The sequence below is a fragment of the Devosia oryziradicis genome (assembly GCF_016698645.1).
GTDB lineage: Bacteria > Pseudomonadota > Alphaproteobacteria > Rhizobiales > Devosiaceae > Devosia > Devosia oryziradicis.
This window is the reverse complement of record NZ_CP068047.1, coordinates 1,573,848-1,592,722: the sequence shown is the minus strand read 5'-3', so window position 1 is coordinate 1,592,722 and position 18,875 is coordinate 1,573,848. Positions and strand designations below refer to the sequence as shown.

Here is an 18,875-nt window from a genome sequence, read left to right as displayed (position 1 = left end):
ATTGTATCGTTCGTATCGATACAAGGTGATACAAATGTCGTCAACCGAATTTCGCCTGTCGTTCCGCGCCCAGTCCATCAAGGCTTCCGAAATCCGCGAGTTGCTGAAGCTTGTCGGCAAGCCGACCATGATCTCCTTTGCTGGAGGTATCCCCGACCCTGCCCTGTTCAACGTCGGCCTGTTTCAGGAGGCGTGGCGCGAGGTGTTCGCCGGCCCGTCGATCGCACGCGAGGCTCTGCAATATTCGACCACCGAGGGCTACCTGCCGCTGCGCCAGTGGATCGCCGAGCAGATGGCGGCGCGTGGCGTGCCGGCCGGGCCGGACAACATCCTGGTGACGACGGGATCGCAGCAAGCGCTGGATTTGATCGGCAAGCTGCTGCTCGATCCAGGCAGCGGTGTCATCGCGGCGAAGCCGACCTATCTTGGCGCACTGCAGTCATTCTCGGCCTACCAGCCGCAGTTTTCAGGACTTGATGCGCCCCAACCCACCGGCCCGGGGGCGCCGCGGCTCATTTATCTTGTGCCCGATTTTGCCAATCCCGATGGCACAACGCTCAGCCGCGCCGCGCGTCACAAGGCGCTCGACCAGGCACGTACGCTCGATGCGGTAATAGTCGAGGACGGTGCTTATACAGCGCTGCGCTATGACGGCGAGGACCTTCCGCCAATTGCAGCTCTCGATGCGGCTACGGGAGGCGTGGAACGGTCGCGCACGCTTTATTGCGGTTCATTTTCCAAGACGCTGTCGCCAGGGCTGCGCGTCGGTTGGGTGTGTGGCCCCACGGCCCTGATCCGCAAGCTGACACTGCTAAAGCAGGGTAGCGACCTCCACACCGCCACCACCAACCAGATGGTCATCCATCGCGTGGCAGTGGCCGGCTATGAGGCGCAGGTCGCCCGGGCCCGCGCAGTTTACCGCGCTCGTCGCGATGCCATGCTCAGCGCCCTGGAGCGCCATGCTCCGCCGGGCCTGCGCTGGAAGAAGCCGGATGGTGGCATGTTCATCTGGCTGGAACTGCCCGAGCACCTCGATGCCGCCGCCCTCCTGCCGCAGGCGCTGCGCCAGGACGTGGCCTTCGTGCCCGGCGCCGCCTTCCATGCCGATGGCTCAGGCCACCACACGATGCGCCTCAGCTTCTCGCTGTGTGACGAAGCCCAGATCGAGGTGGGGATATTCAAGCTGTGCCAGTTGATCGGCCAGCAAGGCATGGCGAAGGTCGTCAGCGCTTAGCGAGCCGCCTGACCCACCACGTCACCCTCGGGCTTGACCGAGGGAACTTCACTTGCCTGCCGCTCCGTAAGCACAGAACACTCGGGTCTAGCCCGAGGGTGACGATTGAGCGTGTGGCCGAGGGCGCTATCAGCCGGCGGCGGTATAAGCCGTCTTCACCACGGTGAAGAACTCGGCTGCATACTTGCCCTGTTCGCGCGGCCCGTAGCTGGAGCCCTTGCGCCCACCAAACGGCACGTGGAAGTCGACGCCTGCGGTCGGCACATTGACCATCACCATGCCGGCTTCCGCATTGCGCTTGAAGTGCGTGGCATACTTGAGCGAGGTCGTGACGATGCCGGCGCTGAGGCCGAACTCGGTGTCGTTGGCCGTGGCCAGGGCTTCCTCGTAATCCTTGACCCGGATGACAGAGGCCACCGGCCCGAAGATTTCCTCGCGGCTGATGCGCATGGAATTGGTGGCTTCGGTGAACAGCGTCGGCTGCAGGAAGTAACCTTCGGTAGCCGCCTTCACCATTTCGCCGCCCGCTGCCAGCTTGGCGCCTTCGGCCTTGCCGATGGCGATATAGTCGGTGTCCTGCTTGAGCTGGCTGGGATCGACCACCGGGCCGATTTCGGTATTCTTGTCGAGCGCATCGCCGACCCGCAGGTTGCGCGTCCGCTCGGCCAGGGCCTCAACGAACTTGTCGTGGATGCCCTCGGTGACAATGACGCGGCTCGACGCCGTGCAGCGCTGACCGGTCGAGAAGAAGGCCGACTGCGCCACCGTTTCGACGGCGACCTTGAGGTCGGCGTCGTCGAGCACGACGGTCGGGTTCTTGCCACCCATTTCCAGCTGGAACTTGCGATTGTGTTCGATCGAGGCGGCCGCAACGCGCTTGCCGGTGCCCACCGAGCCGGTGAAGCTGATGGCGGTAACGTCCTTGCTGTCGAGCATCGTCTGGCCGACCACAGAGCCCTTGCCCATGACAAGGTTCAGCACGCCCTTGGGCAGGCCGTTGCGATTGAGGATATCGACGATGGCCCAGGTCGAGCCCGGCACCAGGTCCGCCGGCTTGATGACGACCGTGTTGCCATACGCGAGTGCCGGCGCGATCTTCCAGGTCGGGATGGCGATCGGGAAGTTCCACGGCGTGATGATGCCGATGACGCCGATCGGTTCGCGGGTGATCTCGACACCCACGCCGGGGCGTACGGACGGCAGCACTTCGCCGGCCAGCCGCAGCACCTCACCAGCGAAGAAATCGAAGATCTGCGCCGCGCGGGTAACCTCGCCAATGCCCTCGGCCAGCGTCTTGCCTTCCTCGCGGCTCAGCAGTTCACCCAGTTCCTGCTTGCGCGCCAGGATTTCCTGGCTGGTCTTGCTGAGGATCGCATGGCGCTCGAGGATGCCGGAACGCGACCATGCCGGGAATGCGGCCTTGGCGGCGGCAATGGCCTGCTTGGTTTCCTCCGCAGTGGCGCGGGCATAGACGCCGACGACTTCGGCCGTGTTGGACGGGTTGATGTTCTCCACACCATCCGAGCCTACCCACTCCCCGTTGATGAGGTTCTTGTGTAGTTCAGCCATTTTAGGATGCCTTTCGGGTACGCTTAGAGGAGGTCGGCCTTCGCCAGGTCGCGCAGCAGGTGGCTGGCGCCATAGGTCCAGGGCGGACAGATCGTGGAGAGGTTCACCCTGTTAGATAGGGTGCCCAATTCAGATGTCGAGATGGAAACCACATCGCCCAGCTTATGGGTGAAGCCCTTGCCGGCGCCGTCGCGGTCCTTCACCGGCGCGAACATGGTGCCCAGATAGAGCACCAGGCCATCGGGGTATTGATGGTGCCCACCGATCGTCGCGGCCACCAGCGATTCAGGCGTGCGCGAAATCTGGTTCATCGAGGAATGGCCCTCGAGCACGAAGCCGTCCTCGCCCTCGACGCGCAGCGAGATTTCCGACTGCTTGACGGTTTCGAGCGTGAACTCTCCGTCGAAAAGGCGGATGAACGGGCCCAGCGATGCCGAGGCGTTGTTGTCCTTGGCCTTGCCCAGCAGCAGCGCCGATCGGCCTTCCACGTCGCGGAGATTGACATCATTGCCCAGTGTCGCGCCGATGATCTGGCCGCTGCTGGTGACCACCAATGCCACTTCCGGCTCGGGATTGTTCCAGCTCGATACCGGATGAAGGCCCACTTCGGCGCCATAGCCGACCGAACTCATCGGCTGTCCCTTCGTGAAGATTTCCGCATCCGGGCCGATGCCGACTTCCAGATACTGGCTCCACACGCCGCGCTCGATCAGCGCTGCCTTGACCTTCATCGCCGTTTCCGAGCCGGGAACCAGCTCGCTGAGATCGGTGCCGATGAGGCCGGTAATGTCGCCCCGCAGCGCATCCGCACGGGCCTTGTCGCCGCGGGCCTGTTCTTCGATCACCCGCTCCAGCAGCGACACCACGAAGGTCACGCCCGATGCCTTGATCGCCTGGAGGTCGATTGGCGAGAGCAGGCTGGGCTTGGAGACATCCGTGTTGGCAGCGACCGAATTGGCGAGGGCGCTGTCGACGCTGCCCAGGCTGACACCCGCGGCGTCGCGCACGTGTTGGGCGGCATTGCCGCTCTCGGCAATATCCCGCACGGTGGCAAGACCCCTGGTGGTGATATCGACCAGTTCGCCGTTGCGAACGGTCACGATGCGCGGATGATCGTGTCCCGGAACGCGGGCGCGGCCCAGCAGGATGCCGTCGGGATAGTGCTTGTCGCCCATGGTCCGCCCCCTGAAATGTCAGTGCAGTGACTACCCCACCCGCCCCCACAAGTGCAAGCCGGAAAAGTCATACTTTTGGCGGTAGGGCGATCTCCACAGCTCGTTCAACTCCGGTTCATCTGCGCCCCAATACTGACGCAATGGATGAGGAGTAGTCCCTCACGTTACTATTGGAGTGTCTCATGCGTCGCCTTGTTGCCCTTGCTCCCTTCGCCCTGCTCGCCAGCGTTTCCCTGCCAGCCTATGCCGGAACCATCACCATCGAGGGTCACGGTGAAGTCATGGCGGCCCCCGACATGGCGCAGATCAATTCGGGCGTAACCACGCAGGGCGCCACCGCCCGCGAAGCGCTCGACGCCAACACCGCTGCCATGGCCGACCTGATTGCCGAACTCAAGGCGGCCGGCATCGAAGCTCGTGACATCCAGACCTCGGGCTTTTCGGTCAACCCGAACTACGTCTATACCGACGAACGCGATGCCAACGGCTATTCGCTGCCGCCCAAGATCAACGGATACCAGGTGGCCAATACGGTGACCGTCACCGTGCGCAACCTCGATTCGCTGGGCGCCATTCTCGACAAGTCGGTCACTGTTGGCGCCAACACCGTCAACGGCGTCACCTTTGCGGTCGCCGATCCGTCCGAGCTCTATAACGAAGCACGCAAGGCGGCCTTCGAGGATGCCCGCACCAAGGCCGAGCTCTATGCCGCTGCGGCCGGTGCAACACTGGAAGAAATTCAGTCGATTTCTGAAACGCAGGGCTTCAACAACCCGCAGCCCTATCCCATGTACGCCAGGGCCGAAGCCGCCGACAGCAGCGTTCCCGTCGAGGCTGGCGAGATGGCCTTCGCCATCAACGTCAACGTCCAGTGGGAAATGGGCACCGGCGCCGAGTAATCAATTCCCATACCCCTCTTGAGGGGGCTTGGGCGGTGGGGACGATCGGATATTACCGTAGTCACCCGTCCCCACCAACCTGATCTGGCAAGGCCCCGCTTCCGCGGGGCCTTTGCTTTCAGCCGGCAAGCACCTTCCACAGCATGTTGAGGCCCACCGCTACCAGAAACGCCGCAAAGACGTATTTGAGCGTCTTCTGGTCGAGGCGGTGAGCCAGGGCCGCACCCAGGGGAGCAAAGGCCGCGGCCAGCACGGCGATCAGCACCAGCGCCAGCAGGTTGATGTAACCAAGGCTGAGTGGCGGCAGCCCCGAAGCGCCCCACCCCGAAATGATGAAGCCAAGCGTGCCGGATATCGCGATCGCCACGCCGATCGCGGCTGACGTCCCCACGGCGGCATGCATCGTCGCGCCAAAGGCGACGAGCGTCGGGACGGTCAGCGAGCCGCCGCCAATGCCCATCAATGACGAGATGTAGCCGACCACGAGCGCCGAAATCCGGTGCGTCGCCGCCGATCCATGCAGATGCCCCATCAACCGGGTCTGGAACGCGAAGATGATGTTGGCCGCAATGACGAAAGCCATCACAGCAAAGACGACCCGCAGCACGTCGCCCGAAAACAAGCCTGCCATCAGGCCGCCGACAAAGGTGCCGACGACAATGAACGGCGCCCAGAGCCGGAGCACAGCAAGGTCGAGCGCCCCGCGCTTGTAGTGTGATCGGGCGCTCATGATGCCGGTGGGAATGATGATGGCCAGCGAAGTGCCCACGGCAACATGCTGGACCACCTCGGCATCGTAGCCAAGCAGCAGCAACGCATTGCCCAAGGCCGGCACGATGATTGCCCCACCGCCGATGCCGAGCAAGCCAGCGGCAATTCCCGAAACCACCCCCGTCGCCATCAGCCCCAGCACGAACGGCCAATACGCGGCCAGCGTCGCCCAATCCATTCAGCGTTCCCCGATAAGATGCAGCACGACCTGTCGGCGATGCGGCCGGCGGCGATGCTCGAAAAGGTAGATGCCCTGCCAGGTACCCAGGACCGGCTGGCCGTCAATGATCGGGATGCCGATCGACGTCTGCGTCAGCGCTGCCTTGATGTGCGCCGGCATATCGTCAGGACCCTCGGTGGTGTGCACCAGCCAATCCATGCCCTCCGGCACCAGGCGACGGAAGAAGCCATTGAGATCGGTCTTCACGTCGTCGTCGGCATTTTCCTGGATCAGCAGCGAGCAGGACGTGTGGCGCACGAAAGCGGTAAGCAGGCCAGTCGTTGTTTCGGCATTGGCCACGAACCGGCGCAGCGCCGGGGTAAATTCGTAGAGCCCCTGCCCCTGCGTGGAAATGGTCAGTGTGTCGGCGGCCTGCTGCATGATTTGGGCCTATCATGTTCCGAGCAGGCGGGCCAAGCCATCGAGCGCACTATCCGCTCACTTGCCCAACTCGCGCCATGATCGGGCTGCTCCGTCACTCCGTTCGCACGGCCGGGAACTATCGCTGAACCCAGGCGTTGCGGGCATTGCGGGAAACTAGCGTCGTCAAATCGGACCATCGATTCCATTCAGTTTGCGTTCAGACTGGCCTCGCGATGCTTGGCAGGAATGTCTATCGACATAAGGAAAAAGAACAATGCGCCTTAGAAACTGGCTCTTGACCGGCACCAGTATCGGTCTGATGGCTTTGCTGCCGCTTACCGTGCGTGCGCAGGACGGCGATCTCGTCGCCGCCTACCAGGCCTATGCAGCCGCCCAGGCATCCGGAGATTCCGCAGCCTTGGATGCAGCGCAGGCGACACTCACAGAACTCTGCATCGTCGCCGGCTATGCAAGCCTGGACGAATGCATCGCGGCCATATCCGCCCCTGCAGAAGCCCCACCGCCGGCCGCCGACCCGCAGGCTGACGCGGACGCCGCCGCCGCTGCCGAGGCACAGGCCGCCGCCGAAGCACAGGCTGCTGCTGATGCACAGGCCGCCGCCGACGCCGAGGCTCAGGCTGCTGCAGAAGCGCAGGCTGCCGCAGAGGCACAGGCCGCTGCTGACGCAGAAGCCCAGGCCGCTGCGGAAGCGCAGGCTGCTGCCGACGCTCAGGCTGCTGCCGACGCTCAGGCCGCTGCTGATGCACAGGCTGCTGCTGACGCCCAGGCTGCTGCTGATGCACAGGCCGCCGCTGATGCACAGGCTGCGGCTGATGCACAGGCCGCCGCTGATGCACAGGCTGAGGCTGATGCCCAGGCTGAGGCTGATGCCCAAGCCGCCGCTGACGCCCAGGCTGCTGCCGATGCGCAGGCCGCTGCCGATGCTCAGGCCGCTGCGGAAGCCGAAGCGGCTGCCGCTGCCGCTGCCGCCCAGGCTCCTGCCGAGCAGCCAGCCGATACACGCAGCTCGGTGGACATTTCTGCAGACCTCCAGGCCCAGGTGGATGCGTATAATGCTGCTGTCGCCGATTTGATGTCCGGCGGCGATGCGGCAACGGCGCAGGCCCAGATTGCCGATGCCCAGGCCCAGATCGCGGCACTGTGCGCCAGTGCGGGCTTCACCGACCTTGACTCTTGCCTGGCCCAGTATGGCCTGTCGCTGCCTGAAGTGCCCGGCCTGCCGGTACCTGCCGAGCCCCCGCTGGAGGAGCAGCCTGCTGTTCAGCCGCCTGCAGAAGGCTCGGTACCTGCAGTGGACCCGGCTGTCGATCCGACCGCCATGCCGACTGAACCTGTGCCTGAGGGTTCCAGCGGCGAGGCCGCGCCCCTGACCGACTCCGGCAAGGAAGAGACCGTTGCGGTCGATCCTGCAGTTGCCCCAACGGCCGACCCGGCCGCTCCGACACGCACCGATGTGGAGCCGACCGTCGTGACGCTCGAAACTCTGCCGGAGAGCGATGCGGCTGCCCAGTCGGAAGACCTTCGCGTCTTTGCTGCTGAGCCGGTTGAATCCGCCGTCGCCGAGCAGGGCACCGAGGTGACCGCCACTAACAACACTACGGTCAACCAGACGGTGATCAACAACTACGTCAACAACATCACCAACGTCACTAACAACGTGACCAACACGACTATCAATGGCGATGTGACCAACAACACGCAGACCAATATCGGCCAGCAGAACAATGTCACCGTTGTCGAGCAGGCCCCGGTTGCGACCGCTACCAGTGGCGACCTGATCACCCAGGTGATCCTGCAGGTTGGTACCCAGCTGATCGTCAATTCGATCGGCCAGGACACGGACCGCTTCTACAATCCCGACCAGGACGAGATCTTCTACGAGAACCTCAGCGATGGTCGCGTGCGTGAAGTGATCACCCGGCCGGACGGCTCGCAGATCGTGACGGTTCGCAACCGCTACGGCGACGTACTGCGTCGCTCGCGCTTCACACCGGATGGCCGCGAATACGTTCTGGCCTATTTCGATGATCGCTACGACCAAGACCTGGTCGTGTGGCGTGACCCGGGTGACGACCTGCCGCCGCTGCGCCTCAACATCCCGGTGCAGGACTATATTCTGGACGCCCGCTATGCCGACGAGGAACAGGTCGAGGACTTCTTCGCCCAGCCGCCGGTTGAGCAGGTCGCCCGGCTGTACTCGATCGACGAAGTGAAGCGCTCGGCCCGTATCCGGGACAGCGTGCGTCGCCTCGAAGTCGGTGGACTGACCTTCGATACCGGTGCCGCCACCATTGGCCGGGACCAGGTCGGAGCCCTCTCCGCTACGGCAAACGCCATGCTGGCCTTGTTGGAGCGGAACCCGGGCGAAACCTTCCTGATCGAAGGTCACACCGATGCCGTGGGTTCGGAGATTTCCAACCTGCGCCTGTCGGACCAGCGCGCCGCGACCGTGGCCCGCATCCTGACCGACTTCTACGGCGTCCCGCCCGAGAACCTGGCTACCCAGGGCTATGGCGAGCGCTATCTCAAGATCCGCACCGAGACCGCGGAACGCGAGAATCGTCGCGTCACCATCCGCCGCATCACCCCGCTGATCACCGTCGCCAACAACTGACGGTACCGCAGCTCAGACAGGAGGCCGGGCCTTGTGCCCGGCCTTTTTGCATTCGCCTCGCTGCGCCAGCACGCCGCCTTGCCAGGCGCACAGAACTTGCTATTGCACCAGCGTCCAAAGCTGGAGCGTCCCATGAAGCGTCTGGAAGTCTTCGTCGAAAGCGTCATCTTGGCATCGCGCTGGTTGCTGGTCGCCTTCTATATCGGCCTGGGCATTGCGCTGGCGCTCTATGCTGTCACCTTCGGTTTCAAGCTTTGGGATTTTGCCAGCCACATGATGGGCATGGATGAGACCGAGACTATCCTCAAGGTTCTCGGACTGATCGACGCCGCGCTGATTGCCAGCCTCGTGGTGATGGTCATCATCTCCGGCTACGAGAACTTCGTATCCCGCTTCGACAACAAGGATGACGTGCACTGGCGGGGCCAGATCGATGCGGGCTCACTCAAGATCAAGGTCGCCTCCACCATCGTGGCGATTTCCTCAATTCATCTGCTGCAGATTTTCCTCAACGTGCCGCGATACCCTGACAATCAGATCATGTGGTTTACCCTGCTGCATCTGACCTTCATCGTCTCGGCGCTGTTTCTGGCCGTGATCGACCGGATTTCCAAGAAGCCGGGGAAGGCTAAAGAGCCGGATTTGTGAAATTTTCGGCGAAAATTTCACAAGCCTGATGATTTGTGCGCGGCGAACGGATCTGCAATCTCTTGAATCAAAAGCGTAATTAAACTCTGATCTGTCAGGACAGCTGTGATCACACGTTCGGGAACGAAAACAAAAAGCCCGCGTTTCTTTGCCATACGGTGAAACAAAGGAGCGAAATCATGGCTATCCCTGAACGCGATACCGTTTACAACAACGACACCAACCGCACGGTTTATACCCGCGAAAGCAGCGGTACCGGCTGGTTCGTCGGCATCATCGTCGCCCTCGCCCTGCTGGCCATCGGCTACCTGGTATTCTCGGCCAATTCGGGCCCGTCGACCACGGTTGACGTCAATGGCGCCCCAGTGACCACTGAGGCTCCGGCTGACCCGGCAGTGGCTCCGGCCCCGATGACCGAGGCAGCTCCGGCGACCGAAGCGGCCCCGATGACTGAGGCCCCGGCCGTTGACGCGGCTCCGGCTACCGAAGCCCCGGCCGTTGACGCCCCGGCTACTGAGGCAGCTCCCGCTGCCGAGCCTGCTACGACGCCCGCTACCTAATCGGCGCGTAGATACTTCCCGGAAGTCATCAGCCCTCCCTCTGATCGCTTCCAAAGGAGACCCCGGCCGCCCCGCCGGGGTCTTGCCTTTTCGGCGCGACATTTCGACGTCCCTCGTGTGCCTTGCGGCGTCTGCTTCGCATCCCCATGTGCGATGTCGAAAGAAAAGGGAGCCCACATGTTCAACATCGACCAGATCGTCAAGGCCCTCCAGACGGACCCCAATACCCAGCGCACCGCCATGACGGGCGCGGCCGGGCTTGCCGCCGGCATGCTGCTCAGCGGGGGCGGCTTGGGAAAACTTGCAGGCAACGCCGTCAAGATTGGCGCTGTCGCTGCCGTTGGCGGGCTGGCCTATAACGCATGGCAAAACTACCAGCGCAACCAGCAGGGTACTGTCCCCACGACCGGCGAAGACGCGTTCATTCCGGCCGCCAGCGATAGCCGCGGCCAGGAAGAGCTCGGCAAGTCGCTGGTGCGCGCCATGATCGCGGCGGCAAAGGCAGATGGTCGGATCGATGCCGATGAGAAGGAAGCCATTTTCGGCAAGCTCGAAACGATGAACCTGTCGTCCGAGGAAAAGGCCTGGGTGTTCGACGAGCTTTCAAGTCCGCTCGACATCAATGCCGTCGCTGCACGCGCCGACACCCCCGAGCACGCGACCGAAATCTACGCGGCTTCGCTGGTTGCCATCACGGCCGATACCGCATCGGAACGAGCCTATCTCGACGCCCTTGCCGGAAAGCTCCGTCTCGCACCCGCACTGGTTGCTGAGATCCACAAGGCCGCCGGCGAACGTGCTCCCGAACCGGCTCCGGCCCCTGCCGCACCCTTCGCCTATACGCCGTCGGGAAACAACGTCTGACCAACTCTCGCCCGCCGTCCACCGGTGGGCGTCTTGGTTACACTCGTGTGCGTTCTTGATCGCGCCCGGCATGCCCGCCATCAGTGAGCCAAACATGAGGTCACCACGATGGAACTCGGACTTTATTCCTTTGCCGAAAACACGGCCGACCCGCTGAACGGCGACCGGCTGCAAAGCCCGTCGGAACGTCTAAAGGATCTGCTCGAGGAGATCGAATTGGCCGATCAGCTCGGCCTGGCCTTTTATGGCCTGGGTGAGCATCACCGTCCCGATTTCGTCGCCTCGGCACCCGTCACCATTCTTGCCGCAGCCGCGGCGCGGACCAGGAACATCCGCCTTTCCACAGCGGTGACGGTGCTGAGTTCTGACGATCCCATCCGCGTCTGGCAGCAGTTTGCCACGCTCGACCTGCTGAGCAATGGCCGGGCCGAGATCATGGCCGGGCGCGGTTCGTTCATTGAAAGCTTCCCCCTCTTCGGGCTTGATCTCAACGACTACGCCACCCTGTTCGAGGAAAAGCTCGAACTGCTGCTCAAAATCCGCGATGGCGGCAAGGTGAGTTGGGCCGGCGGTGCCCACACCAAGCCCATTCCCGGCATCGAGATCTATCCCAAGCCGGCGCAGGATCCCCTGCCCATATGGATCGCCGTGGGTGGCACGCCCAATTCGGTGGCCCGCGCTGCCTATTATGGCCTGCCGCTGATGATCGCCATCATCGGGGGGCAGCCCAGGCAATTCGCCCCGCTGGTGCAGTTCTACCGCGAGACCGCCGACAAGGTCGGTCGCGATCCCAAGTCGTTGCCCGTCGGCATCAGCTCGCACGGTTTTATCGCCGCCGACAGCCAGGATGCCCGCGACATCGCCTTCCCTGCCCATAGCGCGGCCATGAGCCGCATCGGCAAGGAGCGCGGCTGGCCGCCGACTACCCGCGCCCAGTTCGACGCCGGCGCCACTCCACAGGGTGCCTATTTCATGGGGTCGCCGCAGGAGGTCATCGACAAGATCCTGATGCAGCACGAATGGTTCAAACACGACCGCTTCGGCCTGCAGCTCAGCGTCGGTACCTTGCCGCATGACAAGGTGATGAAGGCCATCGAGCTCTACGGGACCGTCGTGAAGCCGGCAGTGGACAAGGCGCTGGGCGCCTAAAAGGGGCCGCAAGGCTAGCGCCGCGCGCTCCTTGCCAGTTCCTCGACCAAGGCCCTGGTGCTGGCCTCAGCCACGAACGAGCACCGCAGGATCGCCATCTGGTCATCCTCCGGCCACATGACCAGGCTGCCTTGAAAATCAACGCCGCGCGCCGCGGGTAGGTCATACTCCGCCCATACCCAATCGGCCCCGCCAAAGGAAACAACAGTCGGACCGTCGACGCGTACGCCATCGACGATCCCGCCTTCCGGGCGGTCCGCCATGGCTCCGATCATGAACCAGTAGTCGATCTGTCCCAAGGGCAACCGTGCTGCAATGTCCTGCGCCGTCAGTCCCGCCGGCGCGTCCGGCTGCCTATCGCGCACGCAGACCAGTTTGGTGTCCGGACACCGCTTGCCGCAGGCATAGCGCGGCTCGCCGTCCGCAAAAGCTGGAGGCGCCGACGATGCCCCCGATGCCGTCGCCAAAACCAGCATCGCTGCCAAAAGGCTCGACGGGATACGGGATCGCCGCAATTGGCTTCTACTTGCCCGAGCGCTTGATGGTCTTGATTGCCAGTGGTGGCAGGCCGGACTTTTCGGCAATGGCGCGATCCTGCTCCATGATCGCTTCGCGGGCCGGCTCGTCACCATCGAGGCTGCCCAGCAGGCTGGCATCCACCTTGCGGTTGGAGCGCTGGCTGCCGTCCTCATAGACGACGTCGAACATCACGAATTCGCTGCGTGCAGTGGGTTTCTTGGCCATTTGGTATTCTCCTGTGCGGCAGGCCGGCCCCGCGGAACCCCAGCGGTTCGCGAGCCCGGCGCGTGCCAGAAATTGAATCAGTCGAGCCTTAGCGGAAGATGCTTTCGCCCTGCTCGTCGATGATCTGCCGGCCCTTAGAGAGGGCCAGTACGATCAGATCGTCACGCGAACTCATGCGGTCGGCGCGCACGAACCGGTAGGTCTTGAGCTCGCCGCCAATATCCTTCTCGATCGTGCCGGCCAGTTGCAATTCGCTGCCGGCCTTCATCTCGATCGCCTTGATCAGGAAGCCCTTGTAGCTTTCCTCGCCCAGCACCTTGTCGCCAGCAGGCTCGGTGCTGGACGAACCGCCACCGAACAAATTCTTCCAGAACGACATGGATCCGTCTCCTAGTTTTGTGTCGATCCGCGCAAGCGCCGGACCGGCAGCGGCAATTGCAGTTCGCCGCGTTTTTCCATTTCCTCACGCAACCAGTCCGGCGAGATGTCGAAGTGGTTCGGCCAGGTCGGCACGCCGTTCTTGAGCTCGACCGTGCCAAAGAAGCGCCGATCCCGCAACGGCTCGGTCCCCTCGCCCCGCTCCCCGATCATCGGTCCGGCATCGAAGGTGCCGGACGATCCATCGGAAAACGTCACCACCAGCTTGAACGGCACGACAGCGCGGATGCTGGTGAGCTTGAGGCGCGGAGCGGCCATCACGCCGCTCCTAGTTATCCAGGAAGCTCCGCAGCTTCCGCGAGCGGCTCGGGTGCTTGAGCTTGCGCAGGGCCTTGGCTTCGATCTGGCGGATGCGTTCGCGGGTGACTGAGAACTGCTGGCCGACTTCTTCCAGCGTGTGGTCCGTGTTCATGCCGATGCCGAAGCGCATGCGCAGCACGCGTTCCTCGCGCGGCGTCAGCGACGCCAGCACGCGGGTCGTGGTTTCGCGCAGATTGCTCTGGATCGCCGCGTCGATCGGCTGGATCGCGTTCACGTCCTGGATGAAATCGCCCAGGTTGGAATCTTCCTCGTCGCCGATCGGGGTTTCGAGCGAGATGGGTTCCTTGGCGATCTTGAGCACCTTGCGGACCTTGTCCAAGGGCATCTGCAGCTTTTCGCTGAGTTCCTCGGGGGTCGGTTCGCGGCCGATTTCATGCAGCATCTGGCGGCTGGTGCGGACGATCTTGTTGATCGTCTCGATCATGTGCACCGGAATGCGGATGGTGCGGGCCTGGTCGGCGATCGAGCGGGTGATCGCCTGGCGGATCCACCAGGTGGCATAGGTCGAGAACTTGTAGCCGCGGCGATATTCGAACTTATCGACGGCCTTCATCAGGCCGATATTGCCTTCCTGGATCAGGTCGAGGAACTGCAGGCCGCGATTGGTGTACTTCTTGGCAATGGAAATCACGAGGCGCAGGTTGGCCTCGACCATCTCCTTCTTGGCGATGGCGGCTTCGCGCTCGCCCTTCTGCACCTTGTGCACGATACGGCGGTATTCGGCGATGTTGAGGCCGGTTTCGGTGGCCAGCGTCGCCACGTCGCCACGGATTTCGCGGATGGTATCGGCTTCGCGCTTGGCAAATTCGCCCCAGCCCTTGCCCTCGAAATCGGCAAGGTTGGCTTCCCAGGCCGGGTTCACTTCTTGGCCGTAATAGCTCTCGAGGAACTTCTCGCGCTTGACGCCATAGCTTTCGGCGAGGCGCAGGAGGCGCCCTTCCAGCTTCACCAGGCGCTTGTTGATGTCGTAGAGCTGCTCGACCAGGCTCTCGATACGGCTGGCATTGAGCGACAGCGACTTGACGTCGGCAATGACCTCGCTGCGCAGTACGTCGAGCTTCTTGTTATCGGCATCCGACACTGAGGCCGAACGGTCTTCGGCATGCTTGTCCTGCATTTCGCGCATCTGCCCATAGGCATTGGCGATGCGGTCGAAGGTCTCGACCACCTGCGGTTTGAGCTCGGCTTCCATGGCCGACAGCGACAAAGCGTTCTCGAACTCGTCGTCGTCTTCCTCGACAGGATCCTGCGGCGCCTGCGGCTCCTCGGGAACGTAGTCGTCATCCTCGTCGCCCGACGAGGCGCGCTTGGGCGCCGGGGCCGGCTTGGGCTTTTCGACGACGGTTTCCATCTTCGGGGCAGCGTTGAGGCTGACCATGTCCGGCGCAGGAGCCGCCTGCTTGGCATCGGGACCGGCATAGGTGGCTTCGAGGTCGATGATGTCGCGCAGCAGGATTTCGCCCTGGGCGAGCTGTTCGCGCCAGATGATGATGGCCTGGAAGGTCAGCGGCGACTCGCAGAGGCCTTCGATCATGGTCTCGCGACCGGCCTCGATGCGCTTGGCGATGGCGATTTCGCCTTCGCGGCTCAACAGTTCGACCGAACCCATCTCGCGCAGATACATGCGCACCGGGTCGTCCGTGCGATCGGAGCCGGCCTTGGTATTGGAGGTCGTGGAAACGGCGGTGCTGCCGGACTGGGCCACTTCCTGACCCTGGTCTTCATCGTCCTTCTCGACTTCGGTCTCTTCGACCTCGTCCTCGTCGACGACGTTGATGCCCATGTCGGAGAACATGGACATGAAATCCTCGATCTGTTCGGACGACACCTCGTCCGACGGCATCACCGCGTTCAGCTCTTCATAGGTCACATAGCCGCGCTTCTTGGCGACCTTGATGAGCTTCTTTACGGCGGCGTCGGAAAGGTCGAGCAGCGGGCTGTCATTCGTCGCCTCTGGGGCGCCGGCTTCCGGCTTCTCGGTTTCCTTGGTGGTCTTCGGTGCTGCCTTGGTGGCCATGTGGTACTCCGTCGGAACCCGCAAGCGCCCGGGTCCGGGTAAGGCTTAAGTGGTGACACCTCAAGGCAAGGTAAAGGTTTGGTCACTCAGGCGTTAACGCCTCAGATGCAACCCGGGTTCGCCTCGGATGACTTCACATATCGCCATATGCAAAATCGCGCGTACCCGCCGACCTTCAGAGTCATCCCCTAAAAGCTGCGTGTCGCGCGTCCCGATAACGAACCAAATCCTTCGATCAATGCCTCTGTGCCATCGACAGTGGTAATCTGGTTCTTGATGTCCCGCAGCCTTTCAAAGGTTTCTTCGCTTGGGTCTTCGCCCAGCGCCGCTTCGGCTGCCTTGAGTTCCCTATTTAGCTGAACTTTCTTGTTATGCAAGGCCAGCGCATGACTCAATCCGGTCTCGGCATCGACAAGGGCGATCTCCGAGGCGATCTGCCACACGCCCTGCCGGTTGAGCACGTCGCTCATCCTGTCGAGCGCGGGGCCATGCCCACGCACCCCAAGCGCCGCTTTGAGATCATCGGCTGAAATGTCGTGATGCCGGACGACCAGGCTGAGGATTTCGCTCATCACCTTCTGGGCGACCGGCGTATCGAAATCGAGTGCCGCCAGGATCTCGAACTTGTCTTCGACCAGGGCCGGATGGTTGACCAGGCTGAGGATGATCGCTGCCTCGCGCGGCGTCGCCTCGGCAACTGAACCGGGCTTGAGAAGCCGCGAATTGCGCAGCGTATCGCTGACCACCAGGCGCGGCGTACCGCGGCTTGGATAGCCATAGGCCCCGCTCTGTCCGTAGCGCGGCTGCCCGCCACGCGGCTCGAAGCGGTTCTGCCGCACCGGCGCTAGGAAGGCGCGCAGTTTCTCGTCGAAGGCCTGGGCGTAGTGGAACCGCACCGAACTGTCGCCAATGCCATTGGCTCGCTCGCGCAGGCGAGCCTGTAGCGCGGCCCGGGCCTCCGGCGTCTCGGGCACCAGCCCGCCGGTTTCCATGCTCCAGATTACATCCGAAAGGCTGCGCGCCCGGTCGATCACATCGGCAAACGCCCCCCTGCCCTGCGCCTTGATCAGGTCATCGGGATCCAGGCCCTCGGGCAGCGTCGCGATGCGCACCGTGTAGCCGGGCTTCAGATGGGGCATGACCAGGTCGGCAGCACGCTCCGCGGCCTTGAGGCCCGCCTTGTCGCCGTCGAAGCAGAGCACCGGATCGGGCGTCATCTGCCAAAGCATCTGCAGATGCTCCTCGGTCATCGCCGTACCCAGCGGCGCAACAGCGCCCTCGAAACCGGCCGCTACCGCGGCGATCACATCGAGATAGCCTTCGACCACGATGATCGTGCTGCCGTCGCGGGCGGCCTGCCGCGCCGTCTGGCCGTTATAGAGCGTCCGCCGCTTGCTGAAGAGCTCGGTCTCGGGCGAATTGAGATACTTGGCCGGCACGTCGGCCGACATGGCCCGGCCGCCGAAGGCGATGACGCGGCCACGGAAATCGGTAATCGGAAACATCACGCGGTTGCGGAACCGGTCATAGGTCAGCGGATCGTCCTCGCGGCTGGCCACCAGCCCGGTATCGATCATGTCCTGCGCCGAGACGCCGTTTGCCGCCAGGTGCTCCTTGAGCCCGTTGCGGCTGTCGGGGGCAAAGCCGATGCGGAATCGCGTCTGGCTCTGTGCCGACACCCCGCGCTCCAGCAGGTAGCCACGGGCTCGCGCCCCGATATTGTGGCTCAGGGCGGCTTCGAAATACTTCGTCGCCAGTTCCATGACGTCGAGGAGGCTGCGTCGCTCGGCTTCGCGCTTTTCCTGCCGTTCGTCGCGCGCCGGCATTGGCACGCCGGCCATCCCGGCCAGCTTTTCCACCGCTTCGGGGAAGCTCATGCCGGCCTTTTCGGTGAGGAACCGGAAGTGGTCGCCCGAAACGCCACAGCCAAAGCAGTGATAGATGCCGCGCCGGTCATCGGCATGAAAGCTCGGGCTCTTCTCGCCATGGAACGGACAGCAGGCCCACATGTCGCCCTTGCCGGGCTGGCTCTTGCGCTTGTCCCAGATGACATGCTCGCCCACCACCTGCGTAATGGGCAGGCGCTGGCGGATTTCGTCGAGGAATTGATCGGAAAAGCGCATGGGGTGTTAAGTAAGCGTTCGAGGGGCCCGAGTCACGGGCAGCGAACTTATCCACAGCACGCCCAGGCATCACGATCTTGAACAAACGCACCCGCAGCTTGGTCGCCATCGCCATCATACCCGCGGCACTGGTTGGGGGCATGCTATGGTGGCTAACGGGCCTCGTGCCCGAATGCAGCAACAGTCCGGTGAGCCAGCTGGAGTCGCCGGACAAGACCAGGTCCCTGATCGTGTTCACTCGCGATTGCGGCCATGCGGGCCTTAACACCCAAGCTGCAATCCTGCCGGCGGGCGGCACCCTGGACGCAGACGCGTCCGGTTTTCTTGCGCTCGAAGGCAGGCGGGCTCCCAGCGTTCGCTGGGACGCCTATGGCAACCTCGAAGTCACCATCCCGGAAGGGGCCGTCGTGGTAAAGCAGCAGCCCGAGGCCGGCGGCATTTCCATAATCTATAAGTAGCCGTCCGCTATGCCTTGCTGCGTTGGTAGAGCCGCCAGGCCCAACCGAACAGGCTCAGCGCAAAGATCACCAAAAGCACGCCACCGAAAATAACCGCCGTGGCGCTGGCAATCAGCGGGAAGAACAGGAACACAAGGCCAAGCAGAATATAGGATATGCCCGACAGCACCACCGGCCAGATCCGCGCGTAGTGCTCGCGTTCGCGCGTGACCACGACGATCTGCATGACACCCACCACGAGCGCGGCAATGCCAACCAGCGAGGCCAGCAGGGTGACGGTGAGGATTGTCGCCAGCAGCGGACTGATGAGAATTAGGACGCCAAGGATCAGCGATAGGGCGTTCGAAACGACGTCGAACCAGTAATTGCCGCTCTTGCCACCACCAAAGGTCAGGCTCCACAGTCCCAGCCCGCCGTCGACCAGGAGCAGAATGCCGCCGGCCAGTACGAGCACGGTCAGGGCCTCGGAGGGCCAGATAATGGCATAGAGCCCTGCCAGCAGCATCAATACGCCCCGCAGCGCCGTCGCCAGCGCAAACCGCCTCTTCGTCTCAGCCGAAACCGTCATCTTGCCCTCCATGCGGACTCGCCGTCCTGCTGAATTGTAGCGCACTCGGCGGCCGATCCAAGAGAGCCCGGATGGTTCTAGATAATCTAAAGGGCCCCGATCATTTTGTGGATTGCTTC

The 18,875-nt window shown here is 63.2% G+C and carries 19 protein-coding genes; 8 read left to right on the top strand and 11 right to left on the bottom strand.

The genetic code is table 11. The annotated features are described in order from the left end of the window. Positions 1-34 precede the first annotated feature (34 nt). Entirely contained in the window at positions 35-1,234 is a 1,200-nt protein-coding gene (locus tag JI749_RS08005) for an aminotransferase-like domain-containing protein (protein WP_201661989.1), read from the top strand. A gap of 129 nt (positions 1,235-1,363) precedes the next feature. Here the strand turns inward: JI749_RS08005 and JI749_RS08000 are convergent, their stop codons facing one another. Next, positions 1,364-2,803, bottom strand: a complete 1,440-nt coding sequence (locus JI749_RS08000) for an aldehyde dehydrogenase family protein (protein ID WP_201661987.1) — start codon at positions 2,801-2,803, stop codon at positions 1,364-1,366. A 23-nt stretch (positions 2,804-2,826) separates the two neighbouring features. Next, entirely contained in the window at positions 2,827-3,978 is a 1,152-nt protein-coding gene (locus tag JI749_RS07995; RefSeq protein ID WP_201661986.1) for a fumarylacetoacetate hydrolase family protein, read from the bottom strand. 182 nt (positions 3,979-4,160) lie between these two features. On the opposite strand from JI749_RS07995, the gene JI749_RS07990 reads away from it, so the two are divergent. Continuing rightward, positions 4,161-4,877: an SIMPL domain-containing protein gene (locus JI749_RS07990; protein WP_201661985.1), complete on the top strand. Its 717-nt coding sequence runs from the start codon at positions 4,161-4,163 to the stop codon at positions 4,875-4,877. A 118-nt stretch (positions 4,878-4,995) separates the two neighbouring features. Here the strand turns inward: JI749_RS07990 and JI749_RS07985 are convergent, their stop codons facing one another. Continuing rightward, the gene (locus JI749_RS07985; RefSeq protein WP_201661984.1) at positions 4,996-5,826 is read right to left on the bottom strand and encodes a sulfite exporter TauE/SafE family protein; all 831 of its coding nucleotides are present in this window, start codon (positions 5,824-5,826) and stop codon (positions 4,996-4,998) included. After that, positions 5,827-6,249: a secondary thiamine-phosphate synthase enzyme YjbQ gene (locus tag JI749_RS07980; RefSeq protein ID WP_201661981.1), complete on the bottom strand. Its 423-nt coding sequence runs from the start codon at positions 6,247-6,249 to the stop codon at positions 5,827-5,829. A gap of 256 nt (positions 6,250-6,505) precedes the next feature. Here JI749_RS07980 and JI749_RS07975 point away from each other — a divergent pair, with 256 nt between their 5' ends. The 5 genes from JI749_RS07975 (at position 6,506) to JI749_RS07955 (ending at position 12,087) form a co-directional block, all read left to right on the top strand. Then, on the top strand, positions 6,506-8,866 hold the full coding sequence (locus JI749_RS07975) for an OmpA family protein (protein ID WP_201661979.1): 2,361 nt from the start codon (positions 6,506-6,508) through the stop codon (positions 8,864-8,866). A gap of 132 nt (positions 8,867-8,998) precedes the next feature. Continuing rightward, the gene (locus tag JI749_RS07970) at positions 8,999-9,514 is read left to right on the top strand and encodes a TIGR00645 family protein (protein ID WP_201661977.1); all 516 of its coding nucleotides are present in this window, start codon (positions 8,999-9,001) and stop codon (positions 9,512-9,514) included. Positions 9,515-9,693: 179 nt separating this feature from the next. Continuing rightward, on the top strand, positions 9,694-10,074 hold the full coding sequence (locus JI749_RS07965) for a hypothetical protein (protein ID WP_201661974.1): 381 nt from the start codon (positions 9,694-9,696) through the stop codon (positions 10,072-10,074). 177 nt (positions 10,075-10,251) lie between these two features. Then, a complete protein-coding gene (locus JI749_RS07960; RefSeq protein ID WP_201661970.1) occupies positions 10,252-10,938 on the top strand; it encodes a tellurite resistance TerB family protein in 687 nt (228 codons plus the stop codon). A 108-nt stretch (positions 10,939-11,046) separates the two neighbouring features. After that, positions 11,047-12,087 (top strand): LLM class flavin-dependent oxidoreductase, encoded by a 1,041-nt coding sequence (locus tag JI749_RS07955; RefSeq protein WP_201661967.1) that lies wholly within the window; start codon positions 11,047-11,049, stop codon positions 12,085-12,087. A gap of 14 nt (positions 12,088-12,101) precedes the next feature. Here JI749_RS07955 and JI749_RS07950 read toward each other — a convergent pair whose 3' ends face one another. The 6 genes from JI749_RS07950 to dnaG all read right to left on the bottom strand — a co-directional run bounded on the left by JI749_RS07950 (position 12,102) and on the right by dnaG (position 17,730). After that, positions 12,102-12,602 carry a hypothetical protein gene (locus JI749_RS07950; RefSeq protein WP_201661965.1) on the bottom strand — a complete coding sequence of 167 codons (501 nt, stop codon included), beginning with the start codon at positions 12,600-12,602 and terminating at the stop codon, positions 12,102-12,104. 7 nt (positions 12,603-12,609) lie between these two features. Continuing rightward, on the bottom strand, positions 12,610-12,831 hold the full coding sequence (locus JI749_RS07945; RefSeq protein ID WP_201661963.1) for a hypothetical protein: 222 nt from the start codon (positions 12,829-12,831) through the stop codon (positions 12,610-12,612). A gap of 88 nt (positions 12,832-12,919) precedes the next feature. After that, a complete protein-coding gene (locus JI749_RS07940) occupies positions 12,920-13,210 on the bottom strand; it encodes an HlyU family transcriptional regulator (RefSeq protein ID WP_201661961.1) in 291 nt (96 codons plus the stop codon). A gap of 11 nt (positions 13,211-13,221) precedes the next feature. Further along, positions 13,222-13,527, bottom strand: a complete 306-nt coding sequence (locus JI749_RS07935) for a DUF2442 domain-containing protein (RefSeq protein ID WP_201661959.1) — start codon at positions 13,525-13,527, stop codon at positions 13,222-13,224. A gap of 10 nt (positions 13,528-13,537) precedes the next feature. Then, positions 13,538-15,607 carry an RNA polymerase sigma factor RpoD gene (rpoD, locus tag JI749_RS07930; protein WP_201661957.1) on the bottom strand — a complete coding sequence of 690 codons (2,070 nt, stop codon included), beginning with the start codon at positions 15,605-15,607 and terminating at the stop codon, positions 13,538-13,540. Positions 15,608-15,795: 188 nt separating this feature from the next. Beyond that, the gene (dnaG, locus tag JI749_RS07925; protein ID WP_201661955.1) at positions 15,796-17,730 is read right to left on the bottom strand and encodes a DNA primase; all 1,935 of its coding nucleotides are present in this window, start codon (positions 17,728-17,730) and stop codon (positions 15,796-15,798) included. A gap of 77 nt (positions 17,731-17,807) precedes the next feature. Here dnaG and JI749_RS07920 point away from each other — a divergent pair, with 77 nt between their 5' ends. Continuing rightward, entirely contained in the window at positions 17,808-18,188 is a 381-nt protein-coding gene (locus tag JI749_RS07920; protein ID WP_201661951.1) for a hypothetical protein, read from the top strand. Between the two features lie 7 nt (positions 18,189-18,195). On the opposite strand, the gene JI749_RS07915 is transcribed toward JI749_RS07920, so the two are convergent. Then, a complete protein-coding gene (locus tag JI749_RS07915) occupies positions 18,196-18,756 on the bottom strand; it encodes a DUF308 domain-containing protein (RefSeq protein ID WP_201661948.1) in 561 nt (186 codons plus the stop codon). Between the last annotated feature and the right edge of the window lie 119 nt (positions 18,757-18,875).

Excerpts from the sequence above, each read along its gene's own strand:
- JI749_RS08005 (WP_201661989.1), top strand. The coding sequence starts at position 35 with ATGTCGTCAACCGAATTTCGCCTGTCGTTCCGCGCCCAGTCCATCAAG.
- JI749_RS08000 (WP_201661987.1), bottom strand. The coding sequence starts at position 2,803 with ATGGCTGAACTACACAAGAACCTCATCAACGGGGAGTGGGTAGGCTCG.
- JI749_RS07995 (WP_201661986.1), bottom strand. The coding sequence starts at position 3,978 with ATGGGCGACAAGCACTATCCCGACGGCATCCTGCTGGGCCGCGCCCGC.
- JI749_RS07990 (WP_201661985.1), top strand. The coding sequence starts at position 4,161 with ATGCGTCGCCTTGTTGCCCTTGCTCCCTTCGCCCTGCTCGCCAGCGTT.
- JI749_RS07985 (WP_201661984.1), bottom strand. The coding sequence starts at position 5,826 with ATGGATTGGGCGACGCTGGCCGCGTATTGGCCGTTCGTGCTGGGGCTG.
- JI749_RS07980 (WP_201661981.1), bottom strand. The coding sequence starts at position 6,249 with ATGCAGCAGGCCGCCGACACACTGACCATTTCCACGCAGGGGCAGGGG.
- JI749_RS07975 (WP_201661979.1), top strand. The coding sequence starts at position 6,506 with ATGCGCCTTAGAAACTGGCTCTTGACCGGCACCAGTATCGGTCTGATG.
- JI749_RS07970 (WP_201661977.1), top strand. The coding sequence starts at position 8,999 with ATGAAGCGTCTGGAAGTCTTCGTCGAAAGCGTCATCTTGGCATCGCGC.
- JI749_RS07965 (WP_201661974.1), top strand. The coding sequence starts at position 9,694 with ATGGCTATCCCTGAACGCGATACCGTTTACAACAACGACACCAACCGC.
- JI749_RS07960 (WP_201661970.1), top strand. The coding sequence starts at position 10,252 with ATGTTCAACATCGACCAGATCGTCAAGGCCCTCCAGACGGACCCCAAT.
- JI749_RS07955 (WP_201661967.1), top strand. The coding sequence starts at position 11,047 with ATGGAACTCGGACTTTATTCCTTTGCCGAAAACACGGCCGACCCGCTG.
- JI749_RS07945 (WP_201661963.1), bottom strand. The coding sequence starts at position 12,831 with ATGGCCAAGAAACCCACTGCACGCAGCGAATTCGTGATGTTCGACGTC.
- JI749_RS07940 (WP_201661961.1), bottom strand. The coding sequence starts at position 13,210 with ATGTCGTTCTGGAAGAATTTGTTCGGTGGCGGTTCGTCCAGCACCGAG.
- JI749_RS07935 (WP_201661959.1), bottom strand. The coding sequence starts at position 13,527 with ATGGCCGCTCCGCGCCTCAAGCTCACCAGCATCCGCGCTGTCGTGCCG.
- rpoD (WP_201661957.1), bottom strand. The coding sequence starts at position 15,607 with ATGGCCACCAAGGCAGCACCGAAGACCACCAAGGAAACCGAGAAGCCG.
- dnaG (WP_201661955.1), bottom strand. The coding sequence starts at position 17,730 with ATGCGCTTTTCCGATCAATTCCTCGACGAAATCCGCCAGCGCCTGCCC.
- JI749_RS07915 (WP_201661948.1), bottom strand. The coding sequence starts at position 18,756 with ATGACGGTTTCGGCTGAGACGAAGAGGCGGTTTGCGCTGGCGACGGCG.